Origin of the sequence: Anaerobiospirillum thomasii (assembly GCF_900445255.1) — a bacterium.
Taxonomy (GTDB): Bacteria; Pseudomonadota; Gammaproteobacteria; order Enterobacterales; family Succinivibrionaceae; genus Anaerobiospirillum_A; species Anaerobiospirillum_A thomasii.
This window is the reverse complement of the sequence record NZ_UAPU01000005.1, coordinates 881257-895923: the sequence shown is the minus strand read 5'-3', so window position 1 is coordinate 895923 and position 14667 is coordinate 881257. Positions and strand designations below refer to the sequence as shown.

At 39.7% G+C, this 14667-nt stretch carries 13 protein-coding genes; 3 read left to right on the top strand and 10 right to left on the bottom strand.

Annotated features, from left to right (window positions below):
- Window positions 1-25: 25 nt before the first annotated feature.
- The 6 genes from DRZ93_RS04060 to DRZ93_RS04035 form a co-directional block, all read right to left on the bottom strand.
- Window positions 26-1738 carry a polysaccharide biosynthesis/export family protein gene (locus DRZ93_RS04060; RefSeq protein WP_113745904.1) on the bottom strand — a complete coding sequence of 571 codons (1713 nt, stop codon included), beginning with the start codon at window positions 1736-1738 and terminating at the stop codon, window positions 26-28.
- A gap of 197 nt (window positions 1739-1935) precedes the next feature.
- Window positions 1936-2352, bottom strand: coding sequence for a DUF805 domain-containing protein (locus DRZ93_RS04055; RefSeq protein ID WP_113745903.1), 417 nt, complete (start codon window positions 2350-2352; stop codon window positions 1936-1938).
- Window positions 2353-2376: 24 nt separating this feature from the next.
- Window positions 2377-2850, bottom strand: coding sequence for a DUF805 domain-containing protein (locus DRZ93_RS04050; protein WP_113745902.1), 474 nt, complete (start codon window positions 2848-2850; stop codon window positions 2377-2379).
- A 42-nt stretch (window positions 2851-2892) separates the two neighbouring features.
- Entirely contained in the window at window positions 2893-3177 is a 285-nt protein-coding gene (minE, locus tag DRZ93_RS04045) for a cell division topological specificity factor MinE (protein ID WP_113744859.1), read from the bottom strand.
- Between the two features lie 9 nt (window positions 3178-3186).
- On the bottom strand, window positions 3187-3987 hold the full coding sequence (minD, locus tag DRZ93_RS04040; RefSeq protein WP_113745111.1) for a septum site-determining protein MinD: 801 nt from the start codon (window positions 3985-3987) through the stop codon (window positions 3187-3189).
- A 275-nt stretch (window positions 3988-4262) separates the two neighbouring features.
- Window positions 4263-5117 (bottom strand): septum site-determining protein MinC, encoded by an 855-nt coding sequence (locus DRZ93_RS04035; protein ID WP_113744858.1) that lies wholly within the window; start codon window positions 5115-5117, stop codon window positions 4263-4265.
- Between the two features lie 999 nt (window positions 5118-6116).
- Between DRZ93_RS04035 and DRZ93_RS04030 the strand changes: the two genes are divergently transcribed.
- The 3 genes from DRZ93_RS04030 to DRZ93_RS04020 all read left to right on the top strand — a co-directional run bounded on the left by DRZ93_RS04030 (window position 6117) and on the right by DRZ93_RS04020 (window position 8105).
- Window positions 6117-6731 (top strand): hypothetical protein, encoded by a 615-nt coding sequence (locus DRZ93_RS04030; protein ID WP_113745901.1) that lies wholly within the window; start codon window positions 6117-6119, stop codon window positions 6729-6731.
- Entirely contained in the window at window positions 6724-7626 is a 903-nt protein-coding gene (locus DRZ93_RS04025; protein ID WP_113745900.1) for a macro domain-containing protein, read from the top strand. The genes DRZ93_RS04030 and DRZ93_RS04025 overlap by 8 nt, the downstream gene beginning before the upstream one ends.
- 152 nt (window positions 7627-7778) lie before the next feature.
- A complete protein-coding gene (locus tag DRZ93_RS04020; RefSeq protein ID WP_113744855.1) occupies window positions 7779-8105 on the top strand; it encodes a YcgL domain-containing protein in 327 nt (108 codons plus the stop codon).
- Window positions 8106-8197: 92 nt separating this feature from the next.
- Here the strand turns inward: DRZ93_RS04020 and DRZ93_RS04015 are convergent, their stop codons facing one another.
- The 4 genes from DRZ93_RS04015 to DRZ93_RS04000 all read right to left on the bottom strand — a co-directional run bounded on the left by DRZ93_RS04015 (window position 8198) and on the right by DRZ93_RS04000 (window position 14619).
- Window positions 8198-8830: an MBL fold metallo-hydrolase gene (locus DRZ93_RS04015; protein WP_113744854.1), complete on the bottom strand. Its 633-nt coding sequence runs from the start codon at window positions 8828-8830 to the stop codon at window positions 8198-8200.
- Between the two features lie 9 nt (window positions 8831-8839).
- Window positions 8840-10033, bottom strand: a complete 1194-nt coding sequence (locus DRZ93_RS04010; protein WP_113745899.1) for a class I SAM-dependent rRNA methyltransferase — start codon at window positions 10031-10033, stop codon at window positions 8840-8842.
- A gap of 1078 nt (window positions 10034-11111) precedes the next feature.
- On the bottom strand, window positions 11112-14048 hold the full coding sequence (locus DRZ93_RS04005) for an IS66 family transposase (RefSeq protein ID WP_172458021.1): 2937 nt from the start codon (window positions 14046-14048) through the stop codon (window positions 11112-11114).
- A gap of 61 nt (window positions 14049-14109) precedes the next feature.
- Complete coding sequence (locus DRZ93_RS04000; RefSeq protein WP_113745867.1) at window positions 14110-14619, bottom strand: hypothetical protein; 510 nt, start codon at window positions 14617-14619, stop codon at window positions 14110-14112.
- Window positions 14620-14667: the final 48 nt, after the last annotated feature.

The window sequence follows — 14667 nt, the reverse complement described above, 5'->3', positions numbered from 1 at the left end:
TAAGATCTAGTAAAGATATAGTTATCTATAGATCGACAACGACCTTAGTAGCCACAGCCATCTGATACATAATCTGCATTATGTCTTTGGCAAGCTGCATGTTTTTAGAATCAAATCTTGGCATTACCATTACTCTGTCACCAGGGGCAATACCTAAATCATCAGCAAGTCCAACCTCGCCGTTAACCTTTGCCACAAGAATGTTGCTGTCATCTGCTCTGTTTGATACACCACCTGCAGCACCAAGATAATCATCAAGGCTCATATCCTCATCAAAGGTAACGGCCTTTGGCATCATGACTTCTCCTGTAACCAGAACTACATCACTTAGCTGCGGTATGATTACTTCATCGCCATCTTCAAGGCGTATATCACTTACAACACCGCCTCTTGATACAACAACAATTCCATCAGGCTCAATCTGTCCTGCTCTTTTAACAAAGTCCTGTATTAGATCTGCCTCCTGCACTCTGATTTTTGCCTCATCTACAGATGATGAGGTAGCAGTGAGGGCACTTTGCTCTAAACGGCGCAGGGAGTCGTTTATAGCCTTCTGCTGCTGCATGGCAACAGATTTACGTCTTATATAGATGGATGAGGTGTCAGCAAGATTTGGATCCACCTCTACAAAGCTTAAAAGCTCGCGCAGAGTTACATCCTTGCCAACAGGGAATCTTGAAGGGCCTACAATGGCACCACTGATCTTGGCAATGACGCTCTCACCTTTTCTGTCTGCAACAAAATCAACCACATCTCCATCAGAGAGCTTAAATTTCTTGAACTCATTTAAAGACAGATAATAGTGAACAGGTATGTTGTCTCTGATACCAGATACAGATACATGAGAGACACTTGGCGCAGGGCTTGCCATGCTGATTAGGCTCTGACCCTCATTAGCCTTTTTAAGCTCATACAGGGCCTCCTGACGCACGTCGCCTATAACGCGTACCTCATTGGTCTTCTCTTTAACTAAAATGACATCTCCGTCATTTAATCTCTGTGCAGGTCTTTTACCTTTTAAGATAAAGTCATACAGGTCATATGTGGCTACAACTTTGCCGCCACGTAAAAGCTGTATCTCTCTGAATGAGCCACGTGATATATCAATACCGCCGGCTCTGTCTATAAAGGAGAGCAGTGAGTCATGTGAGCCTCCTGCATACTGACCTGGCTGAGGCACAAAACCTGTAACATAGACTCCTACAGGCTGGGCGCTCTGTAAATTTACATAAACCTCAATATTATCGGTAAAGATAGAAGCTATGCGGCTTTTTACTGTAGAGAGTAGCTTGGCATTGGTGGCTCCTGCCACCTTGATAGGGCCAATCTCAGGAACAAATATATTGCCTTGCTGATCTACAACCAAAACATCATCATATTGCTTGGCACCCCATATGCGTATAACAATGCGATCGCCTGGGGATATGATGTATGAGGCATTTAAGTTATCAGCATAAGTATTGGCAAAATGCCCTCTAAAGAGTGAGGCACCAAAAGGCATGAGAATATAGCCCTGCTGACTGTAGTAATTACCCTGTGACCAGGCAGGCTGCCCCTGAGGTACAGGTCCTGCACTATAATAAAGCGCGCTCTGGGAATTATTGTTGCCCGGATTATGGAGTAAGACTCCATTTTGATTTTTACTAAAATTTGCAGCGTTATTCTGGCTGTAAACCTGTGCACCAAAATAAGGATTTAAGCCTGTGCTCTGACCCATGTTGGATGGGACAAATGGCATACCACCAAGGCTTTGCGGAGCTGGGTTGGAACTTGCCCCAAGACTTGATGACTGACTTTGGGACGAGTTGTCGTATTTTACATAAGGTAAATTATCTGATGTGAGCTATGTCACATTTTGCCAAATATAGAATCAGAAGTTAAAAAAGATTGTGAGTGAGAGTTTTTTGGAGGAGCAATAGTTATATATTTTCATTTTTATAATGTTCCTTTTTTCAGGAACAATATGTGCAATAAAGCAAATAAGCCTCCTGCTGCGTAAATCAAAATAGGGTAGGCAGCTTTTAACACAGGATCATTATAAATAGAGGCAAAAGCCAGTGCGCTAAGGCCAAGCGCCACAAGAGCAAAAGGGAGCAGGGCCAGGAATTTATTAAACCCAAGATCATTAAGCCGGCGCATTGAGGTTGTTATATAGGGGATAAAGAGTCCCATAACGACAATTGCAGAGAAAACCGGACCAACAACAGGAATATAGTTGATTATAAAGCCTATAGCTATTGATATATAGCTAAATAGGGCAAAAGTCCAGAACTCTTTACGGCAGGCCTTGCCTTCAGCACTGCCGTAACGGTTTTGGATAATATTTTTTATAATTAAAATTGTATCTTGCATGGTCCAGTCTGCTATATAGTCAGTTTAAGCCCATGATCCTTGTGAGAGAGGATCTTCACCAAATCTGTTGGCACCGTTTGTTCCTTTTTTAATCAGATAGATTAAAAGGGCAAATTCAATAAACAGACCTGCAATCATAAGTGACATACCAAGGTAGGTCACAACTGCAGAGGCAAATACTGTGGTGCCCATAATCAAAAGCAGTGCTGCAACTAAAACAGCTCCGACAGGAATGGCAATATACCAGCCAGATCTGTCAAGATCATGCAGACGTCTTACTGTTACAGCAAGTGAAGGGAAGAACATTACTAAAGAGACAATGCTGGCAATATCAATTGGCAGAATAGGCAGTGAATCTACTAAAGTAAGAGCAATATTTAACAGTAAAGAGAAGAGCATGAAACACCAGAACTCAACCCTTGGGGCTCTGCCATTTAGCTTAAAGAACTTTTCACTAAGGCAGATTCTTACTGACTGTTTGAGGTTTTCAAAAAGCATATTTTAATCCTTAGATAAAAGCGGCAGAACTGCCGCATTATATTACTGATTGTCTATATCCTTTTTATCAAAGGAGATGGACATTTCCATAATGGAGGTTTCATCTCGCTGCTCAATATTTATCTCAACGTCATCCTCACTGGCAATAGGGACGTATTTTTTGAGCACATCCAGGATCTCAAGGCGCAGCTTTGGCAGAAAATCAGGAGCATTCTGATTGGCTCTGTCATTGATAAGCACCAGGTGCAGACGCTGCTTGGCGCTTTCCCTTACAGACTGTTTCTTATCCTTTGTAAAGGCATCTGAAATTATACTGATTAAAGACATAAGCCCACCTTATTTCTTGCCAAAGAGTTTTTTGAAAAGACCCACTTTTTCAGTGGTGAAGCGCAGCTCAACTTCATTGCCAAGCAGACGCTGCACAGCATCCTGATAGGCCATACCTGCCTCCGAATTCTTCTCAAGAATTACAGGATGACCGCTGTTTGAGGCCTTGAGCACATCTGGAGACTCTGGAATTACACCTAAAAGCGGTATGGTCAGAAGCTCCTGTACATCCTCAACTGAGAGCATTTCATCCTTAGTCACGCGATTTGGTACATAACGGGTTAAAAGCAGTTTGGCCTGCACCGGCTCCCAGTCATTGGTGGCACGACGTGATTTTGAATTTAAAATACCAATGATTCTATCTGAGTCACGTACTGATGAGACCTCAGGATTGGTGGTAACAACTGCCTCATCGGCAAAGTATAGAGCCATAAGGGCACCTGATTCAATACCTGCAGGGCTGTCACAGATAATGTATTCAAAGCCAGCATTGTCAAGACCGCGCAGAACTCGGCCCACACCCTCAAGAGTAAGAGCATCTTTATCCTTAGTCTGAGAGGCAGGAATAATGTAGAGATTATCCACATGCTTGTCTTTGATTAAGGCCTGATTAAGCTTGGCCTCACCCTGTACAATATTGATAAGATCATAAACCACACGACGCTCGCAGCCCATGATGATATCAAGATTTCTAAGACCTACGTCAAAGTCGATAACACAGGTTTTGTGACCTTCCATAGCAAGGCCTGTGGCTATGGCTGCAGATGATGTGGTCTTGCCCACACCGCCCTTGCCAGAGGTGACTACTATAACGCGGGCCTTAAATGGATCATTGTCAACGCCACTGTCTTTATCAGCTGTCTCTTCTGCTACATCGCCACCATCTTTTTTAGCATCAGCTTTGGCATCAGTCTCTTTGCTGTCTTTTTCTTTATCCTGCTGAGCCTCGTCTTTTTGAGCCTTATCATCACCTTTTACATCAGAGCCGCTATTATCAGACTGCACGGTCTTAAGCTCTACATCTTTATCTGTAACTGCAGCAGTGTCTTTTTTTTTGGTGTTTGACATTTTTTAATTCCTATAATTTAGACATTTTTGTTTTGCATAAATTCTTTTGCCGACCAGTAGTGTAGACTTTGTCTATCTAAGGATACAACAATAGATTCATTTTTTCCTATGCCAGGACCAATTAAAGGATCTCTTTCCATATCCTCGGCTGTCTGATAATTGCCTGCTATGGCAATAAAGCCTGGATCAAAATGTCCTGAAACATAAATAATGGCATCGGTAAAGCCCGGATCATCATTGGATTTTGGATTGCCTGCATAAAGATTGGCACCTTTGACATCGCCTATGATAAATATATTATGCTCGGCAATGATTTTGGCGCCGGCACCAACAGATCCAAAAATAACAATGGAATTGCCAGGGGCACCCACACTCTCACCTGAGCGCACAGGGCGGGTTATAACCACAGGTGGAATATTGCATTTGACCTCGTATGGAACCTTTACCTCAACTGGAATCTGTACTTCAACTGGAACTTTTACCTCAAAGGTCTGTGTAATGACCTTGGGTTTTTCCATTTCCTGTTTGACCTTTATATATTTATTGGAGTTGATAAGAGGTATATCTTTGCTGTGCAGATAATCAATGCACATAACATCATCCACACCGCTTACTCCAAGCAGGCATACATTATGATTCTGACAGACCTGCACCATGCCCTCATAGTCAAGGTTGTCGATGTAGCGCAGATGGCTGACATCTACAATGACAGGGATTTTAAAATAGGCCTTGGCATTTAAATCAAATTTGGCACTTAAGATAGACTCAAGTTCTGATGCACTGCCGTTATCTACAGTAACTGTGGTTACTGTATAGGCATTGCGACTGACCTGTGAGAGTGTGCCTGAAGCCTGAAACGATGTATTGCTCATATATTTTAAAGTTAAACAGTTTATCGGCTGATTTTACCACATCATCTTAATATTTATAAGATTTTGCATAGGGCAAATTGTGCACTTGTATGACTTGGATAAATCAAGGCATTTTAAAATGCTATACAGAGCATCGTCCATGAAAATATTTGGGTACTTGAGAATATTCGGGTAGTTATTAGTATGATTAAGACAGGCAGGTTGACTTTGGCATGTAAAGGTGTGCTATAGGTAATCTGATGCAGGTACAAATTAAGCTGTGAATGACGCATAGGTTCATAAACTGCGCTGCAACATCATAGGCTTTACAGAAGCTTTGTGGATAAGAAAGATAAGTTTTGCCTGTATGCTTTTAATCTTTAAAATAGCACTGCTGCAATATAAAAAATATTGGAAAAGTAGACTTAAAAGCATAGATAAAATTGTAGCAAAGATATAAGCTAGATTGAGTAAAAGGTTAAAGAGCTCTGATGAAAGACAGACAATAGAGAGAATAGGTTAAGTAGCTATAACTGCTCTGCCACATAGTGTTAATGCAAATATAGGTGCCTGCTATAAAAATGATTATGTTTGGGAATAGTTAAGATGGTCGTACACGTTGATATTTCATAGGAGATCCTAGATTGGATATTTAGAAATATTCAAGTTGAAGATTTATCTGATTCCATTAAATACTATTTAATTGCATGGAAGGAAGTAGAAGATCAACTTTTGCACAGATACAGAGGATAAGTAAAGCTACTAACATTCATCTTGGATATTTATTTTTAGACTCAGCACCAAGGCTCATTGTTTATAAATTATGGGTTCATGGTAATTTACTTATAAAACAACTATACTAGGATTTTGGTTTTAATATATGGTAAAGTGCTAACATTGACTCTTTAAGAGTTAAAAAGGCTAGAAACTCATTTAGAGTAAAATATTAGTTAAGTGTATCTTATAATTATCAACCTGGAAAGTTGAATAATTATATAGTATAAATGAATGGAGTTAAAAATGGACATAAATGAAAGCAAACGTGTTTATATAAGCGCGGACTATGATGAAGAAAACGGAGATCGTGATGTTGTAGATGAATTGCATAAATGGGCAGAAGATAATCGTTATAAGGTAAATTATGTTGATACTGCCCAAGTAGTCTCCGGTAGCGTTTCTAAGGATCAAGATTGTCGTCCATGTGATTTAAAGAATGAGTTTAATAAACAAATAAATATATCTTCAATAGTTATTTTTATAATTGGAGATAAAACAAGAACTAGAACTGCAGGAAATCTTTGTAGACGTGTTAAAGACGGTGAACATTGTGACTGCACCCCATACAAACAAAACTCGCTTGGAACCAGTAAATGTAAATTTGATAAAACTTCTAAACCTTATGATAATATAGGTTATATTAATGAGTTTTCTTATCTTCAACATGAATTTTACCAAGCCAAGAAAAGGGAAAAAGATATCATTATAATATATAATTCCTTGAATAATCAGCCAAGTTGGCTTCCAGCATATATGAAAGAATATGAATCAGAAGCCTTTCCTTTCTGGATAAACAAAGGTGAAAGCAAAAATGTAGGAAATTATCAACGCATTAAGAAGGCCCTCGGATATGATTGATAGGCTAAGACTTTTTTGGAAATTAACTACAGGAGAGGTAAATACACTAAAGGGTATTTATAAGTTAATCTGTACCGCTATAGGCTATATTTCTTCGTTTTATTCATTGGCTGTTTTATTTAAAGATTTAGCCGCATGGGATAAGCTTGAGGTATTTATAAAAGAGCATTGGCATATAATTATGATTGTCGGATTGCTTTTTTCATGTGTAATTAACCGAAAAATGGTTAACTATATAAAAAAGGTATCTAATCGTGATATGGAATTAGCAATTTGTGTTCAGGACATTTTCTCTATTAGAGGTGCAAATAGTTATATAATTCCAACCAATACGTTTTTTCGAACGCAAATGCAAGATGAGTATATTAGCTATCGAAGTGTTCAGGGAAGGTTTCAGTTAAAATATTTTAAAAAAAACATACATAATCTTGATAAAAAGATCAGCGAAAGTTTAGAGCTCCAAGGTCTTTCAGGAGATGATGTTAATGATTGTTTTGGAACTACAAAAAAATATCCTATTGGTACAGTAGCCAAAATTAATCATGAAGGAAAACACTTTTACTTTGTTGCTCTAAATGATGTTAATAAGTATGGAAAGCCCATAGAGCAGTCAATAGAAAATGTTAGCATAGCCCTAAAAGCAGTTGTTGATGCTATTCTGGAGATGGGACATTGTGATACGCTCTGTGTTCCACTCATTGGTTCTGGGAGAGCGGCAATAAAAGAAGCAACAAAGGAAAGTGTGAGTCGCATGATAATTGATTGCTTTGTAAACTCTAAAGATAAAATTGCTAATAAAGTGATTATATCTATCAATCCAAGAGATTACCTTGATGATGTTATTGATTTTGAGCAATTAAAAATCTACCTTGATTACAAATGTGAATTTTGTTGAAATTCATAAAATTCTAAATTTATAGTACACACGGACTTTAGATCATCTTAACATATGATGTTATAGCTAAGATGTACTTTTGCTGTATAGATGGGTTATTGAGGTTAATACTCAATAAAGATAAGATATAAAAGATTAAATTGAGGTTAAACATGGCACAACAGCTTGTATATGTATACAAAAGCTCCAAGAAATTAAGATCATACCTTTATATTAAAGAAAAGGATGTATTTTCACATATCCCATCTGGACTGCTTGATGCTTTTGGTACCCCACAGTTTGTGATGATGTTTGCCCTGCATGAGGACAGAGTGCTGCCAAAGATCAAGGCTGCAGATCTGATGCAGGCACTTAATGACAAGGGCTACTTTGTGCGTATAGATCTTGATGATCCTGAGGAGAATATGCTCAATATCGAAAGAAAAAGACTAGGTCTGCCACCTCTTGAAAAGGATAAGATTGCAGATTATTTTCACTAAGAGAGCAAAGGCCCTGTATGTATCTTTAGACAAAGGGCCTTAAACATGATCTTAACATCCAAGCTAAAGGCTGTGCCTTTAGCTTAAACACGCTAGCGCACAAAAGGATTTGAGGCCTTTTCTGCACCTATGGTTGTATCCTCGCCGTGACCTGGCATAACATCAACATTATCTGGCAGGGTAAAGAGCTTATTTTTAATTGATGATATAAGATCATCAAAACTGCCACGCTCAAAGTCTGTTCTGCCAATAGAGCCTTCAAAGAGGGTGTCACCGCTTAGCAAAAAGCTCTCCTCTTTACAGTACAGACATATACCGCCTGGGGTATGACCTGGTGTATGGATAACTTCAAAGGAGGCATCATCAAAGAAATTTAAAATATCGCCATCTTTGACATACAAAGGCTCAAAAGGGGCACAGTCTGGAAGTGAAAAAGCTGTTGCCTGCTCATGCAGTGATTCAAATAAAAATCTGTCCTCAACGCATGGTCCTATAATAGGACAGGAGGCCAGCTCTGACAAGGCCTTGGCACCGCCCACATGATCAAGATGGCCATGGGTGAGCACAATGGCTTTGAGGTTAAAGCCATTATCCTCTATAAGCTGAAAAATCTCAGCTGCAGAGCCGCCCACATCACAGGCAACAGCATTACCGCTGTCCTGATTTACAATAAGACGGCAGTTCTGGGCAAAAACTGTAACGGGTAATGTCATTATATCTAGCATGGCATATTCCTATTTTTTGTATATTACAAGCTCAAGACCTTTTAGATAAAAGCTCTCGGGGCATGAGGATTGGACAACATGATCTTTATCCTGACGCAGTGTGCCTATAATTCTGGCCTCAACATTAGCCTCAAGGGCAGCATCTGAGACAATTTTCTGAAAGAGATCGCTGTGCATCAGACCTGAGCAGGAAAAGGTTAAAAGACGGCCACCGTCAGATACAAGCTGCATGGCAAGTCTGTTTATATCCTGATAGCCGCGGCAGCCTGATTTTAAGGTGCTTTGTGACTGCACAAACTTTGGCGGATCAAGCACTATGACATCATAGCTGTGACCTAGTTCAATCTCTTTGCGCAGATAGGTAAAAACATCCTCTTTTATAAATCTGCATCTGCCAGGATCAAGATGATTGTAGATAACACCATCTTTGGCAAGAGACAGGGCATGAGCTGAGACATCGACATTTATCACGCGAGAGGCTCTACCTTTTAGAGCCCACAGTCCAAAACAGCCTGTATAGCAAAAACAGTTTAAAACGCTTTTGCCCTTTACAATCTGCGAGAGTCTTAGGCGTGAGGCTCTTTGATCAAGATAACCTCCTGTTTTATGACCATTTTTTATATCAATGGGCATAAAAATATCATTATTTTCTCTAACGTAGATAACATCAGAAGGCTCAGTGCCGTAAATTATGGTATTTCTTTTCTCAAGGCCTTCTTTTTTGCGCGCTGAGGTGTCAGATCTTTCATAGATTGACATATCCGGCAGTAAAGAGCGCAGGGCCTTTATAATATTGTCTCGCATAACCTCCATGGCATAGGAGCTTATGGATATAACAAGATGGCTGTTGTATTTATCTACAATAAGACCTGGCATGCCATCACCCTCTGAGGCTATAAGGCGTATACCATCATTGCCAGGTGGGAGAAGCTCCTCTCTTAAAGATAAGGCGCGTTGTATTTTTGCATAAATAAAATCATAATCAATGCACTGCTTTTTAAAGCTTAAAACTCTTATGGCAATCTGTGAGTGTCTTGAGAAAACACCTGTTGCAAGATAGTTGCCAGAGGCATCATATACCTCGGTTATATCGCCAGAGACCAAAGTATCATCATATCTGTCTATGGCTTTTGAAAAAATCCAGGGATGGGCTCTTAACAGTGATTTTTCACGATCGGCATGAAGATAGGTTTTTTTATACATATTTACCTCAGTCTGTATGATTTGATTATAACAAAAAGGTAAAGTTAAAAGCTCGTTTTTAATAAAACAGACAGTTCATGACAGATAATGACGGCTAAAGCGGTGGGAGCTGTAGATAATGTAAAGATAATTAGACTTTAAGGTAGCGTGGCTCTTAGCGCAGTGAGCGTAAAAAGATAGCTTATAAGTATATACCCCTGACCCTTTTGCCTACATACACATATAAGGAGTGGTTTAATAAGAACAGGGTTTTTATCTAGTGTAAATAAGACAGAGTTAGGAGAACTAATCTTAAGGCATTACTGTCAATACTTAGTCTTTTTCAGAATATGTAAACATAGCTGTATCTGGTTTAAGCCACCATTACCTTATTATAAGAGTAAGACCAAGATTCTCTTCATCAAAAAACTGATGCAGGTTTTATCTGTAGCAGAACTGATTAAAGTTTATCTTGTTACACTCAAAGTAAGAGATCTTTTACAAAAAACGACGCAAGTTGAAAGCTGTTTGATTTTACTCTTGCACTTTATTTTTGTCTTATAAAGTAACTCAGCCTATTCTAAAGTCTCAATGCTATTACATTCTTACCACAAAAGCAAAAACTGACAGCTAGTCAAAGGCCAGGTAAAGCCACTTCGTTATGTAAGTGATTGACAGTTTTGCTGTGACAATATGATGTGATCTTAAATATTCATATGAGCATGATCTAAGATGCCAACAGACTGCGTCGCTTTTGGCAGTTGACCTGTTAGCACCACTAATATGTAACAACTGTAACTAGTAACTATTGCGACCCTAGATTGTAAAACCAAGTCAGATTACTATAACTCCCATGGGGAAACCCATAGGATCTGCCTTGTTGCAAATAGATTAGAGTAGCCATGCCGGCTTTGATATATGGCTATAGACGGTCAGCAGCTCGAGTGCAGAGAGTGTAGGATCATTAGAGGCTTTTATTTAAATGCATGCTTTGATAAAAAGCCTTGTTATCAGAGGTAAAATTTTCAGCAGCGCTCAATATAAGACACATTTAATCACTTATATAGGCCTTGGCTCACAAAGAGCCGAGGCTTGGTTATCATTCTCCATGACTTAAGATCAGAGTCTTGAAATCGTATGGGGTAAGTCCTTCATAGCTGATTTCATCAAATATGGTCTTATTAGCCTTATCATACAGCCCAATGCGGATCTTTACTTTATTGTCCCCATCTTCAATAATTTCTGTTCTTGATTTTGGCAGTGAAACTGCATGTGACTGCATACCTTCGAGCATCAGTTTCTGCACAATTCTATATCTGATATTGGCCATAAGCCATAATGTATACTGCGTAAATGATACATTATTCATTGTACAGGTATTGGCAATAGTCAGGTGATCTGCAAAAGCCTGAGCACTGTCCGGGTGATTTAAAAACTGGAAACTGTGACGCGCACAGGCTCCCAGCCTTATAGCTCTTTCAGCTGCTGATGAGGATAGCTCTATATGTGGTTTATCTACAAACTCTCTGAGCTTTGTCTCCTGATTGAGCAGATAGATAAGAGGACCAGAGACAGCATGCTGATTTGATTTTCTGTATTTGACACGGCCATGGCGACTGCCAGAGCATTTAATAACTATATTGCCATTTTCTCTGATTATGTGTCTTACCACATCAAATATAGCATCCAGCACCTTAGAGGATATATTCTTTCTGTACTTTTCTATCTCATCTTCAAATGAGGTGCCTTTAATGATAGCTTCCTGCCAGGCGCTGCTGTCTATATAAAACAGGCAGTTGATGAGGTAATAGACAATAAAACAGTCTCTGTTCAGAGCAGATAAAGATTTTGCACCTTTATTCTTTTGCTCATATTTTATCAGGTTCTCCATAAAAGCACTCATCTCACAGCCATCTGGCAGCAGATATTGATTGTAGATTTTAAGCAGTCCTGATTCAGTTAAATAGCGGTGCAGAGGTCGTCTGGCATGAGTCCAGCACGAGGCATGGCAGATATCTATGCCGGCCTTTTTAAACTCCTCGACGGCAGCATCATAACCTGCATAGCCATCAGTGGTTATAGTATCAATTGAGCTTGGATTTTTACTGTCGAGCAAATCCAGGACATTGTCAGCATTTCTACTGTCTGAGGCTCTGAAATAGGTGGCACTTACCTCCTCCGTCCAGGATGTGGCCATACACCATAACTGTGACTTTTTAATATAACCGCCTTTAGTCTTTTGCGAGCGTACCTTAAGTGTGGTCTCGTCCATAATAACGCTGCGACAGTTATAGAGCATGTCATTATGAATAACCTCAGCCACTCCATGGAAAAAAGCTCTTGAGCCTCCATTTATAATATCTGTGATATGTACACGCGACCAGTCAACACCCAGGCCGTTGAGCATGGTGGTAATACGGCTCTTAGGAGCACTGAGCATGGCAAACATTGAGTGTAATGCACTCATAAGCCCAGCAGATAGAGCGCATTTATTAAAGCATGGCAGCAAGGCAAAGGCATCAAAATCAAAAGTGTTGGGATTTATAATGTCATTTCTGCCCTTATAGCTAATTAAATCATGGGCTATATCATGTGAGCTTTTAACTGCACCATCATGGCGGCAGATATTCTGCAGGATCTTCTTGTTAACCTTAGCTTTATTGTCTGAGTTTTTAAGCTCGCTGTTATCTGCAGACTCATTCGTGTGGGTTTTGGGTGTATTTTGTCTGTCCTGATTTGTAACAATAACCTCTTGATTTAATGACTGTTCTATTTTTGAGTCACATTCGTTTGAATTACGAACACCTTCCTCAGGCCTATCATCGCTTCTGGTTTTTACCTCATAGGTATCATAGGCAGTTATCAGAGCAGGATTGTATTCTATGGTAGTGCCGCAGCCTACACCTATGAGATTCTGTACAGCACTGAGGCTGATTTTGGTATCAATACCCTGATACTCTTTAACCTCATTTGCTCTTTTAACCTTGCCGTCAAATTTAAATTCATGGATATGTTTGCATGTAGGGCAGTAGCATCTGATTCTAAAACCTGTAGGCACTTTGATGGCTTTTGTAATGTCGCTGTCTTTAGAGAGATTTAAAATGCTCCTTTCTTCTGCAAGTGGATCTAAAACCACACCTGCTGAGTTTTTATTATTTTTTCTAATCTCACCTGACAGCTCAATAACACTTTGCACGCTTTGCAGTGTGGACATGCTGTCAGCACAGCACTCTTTCTCCTCCACATCACACATTAAAGAGAGCTCTTCCATGTCCCTGTCATCGTGGCTGACTATAGAGGCCGCTGCCACATCTACATCTTTATGCTCTGTATAATCAGGGTATGTGGCATAGGTTGGTGCAGTATTTTCGCTGTCTTTTGGCTCTACGTTATTTGCACTGGCGCTCTCTGAGCCTTTTATGCTGGAATCTGAGCTATTTTCAGAATCGCTCTGGATTTTATAGTTTTTATTGCTCTCGCTTTGTGATGATACATATGTACCCCTTATATATCTGCCAAGTTGTGCAGTAGCAATGCGGGCATTGGATAAAAATATCATCAGATATGAGTTAATCTCTTTTAGATTATATAAATCCTCAGGAGGATTGTCCTTTATAAGATTTGCAAAGGCATCTCTGTTATCCTTGATAAAGGTGAGTGCATTGACTATAACGTCCTTCTGGCCTGCATTGCCTGCCTTGAGCTCCTCAATTTCATTCTTCTGTTCAGAAGTTAGCTTCTTATAATCGGCAACAGAGTCATTTAGCTCGTTTATACGTGTATCCTGACTTTTAATATGGGCTCGCAGCCTGGTTATGATATCAATCTGGCTTTTCTGCTCTTTAACAGAATGACTCTGTAGCTCCTGCATTTCTTTTTTATGCTGCTGGCTCTGCTCCTGCATCTCTTTTTTATGCTGCCGGCTCTGCTCCTGCAGCAGAGCAATAAGCTGCTCCTTGCTAAGAGCATTTAAGTCTGTACCTGCAATATTGGTGGCAGGGGCTGTGTTACTGTTGTTGCGATCTAAGTGAGCCATATTAATATCCTTATATCCGTATTGTACCGTACCTGAGGCCAAACCCATAGAAGTATGCAGGTCAGCTTTGCTTCCTGCGTCTGCTGTTATTCATTGCCTTGCACTGCTCCATGGTGTAATAGCAGTTGTTTATTATCTTGCCCAGATATATGGTCTGAGTTTTATACTTGTCATCGACTTTAAAGCGCTTACGCTCGACCACATAGATAAAATTACCTGTCTTATAGATACGGACATCAGGACCTGTGGGCAGATTTTTAACCTTGCTCAAATCCACGCCATGCTCTTTAAGTGTGGTATTAAGCCTGGCATGCCTGCGCCTCGTTGGTACAGAGCCATCTGGAACTTCGCGTAAAGACAAATCCTTTTTAAAGCGGCTATGAAACTCTTCCATAGAGTAATAGGTATTATCAACCACACGGCCTACAATAGTTCTTATTCTCTTTTTTCTTCCAGTAGCTTCATCTACCTGAGTTTTATATACAGCCACATAAATTTTGCCCTTGTCTTTATATACTGATACAGGCTCATCCTGTGGCAGATTTTTTATGGAATTTTTATCAATAGGCATAATAAACACCTCAATTCGTGGATAGGTCAATTATACCATAATTATATT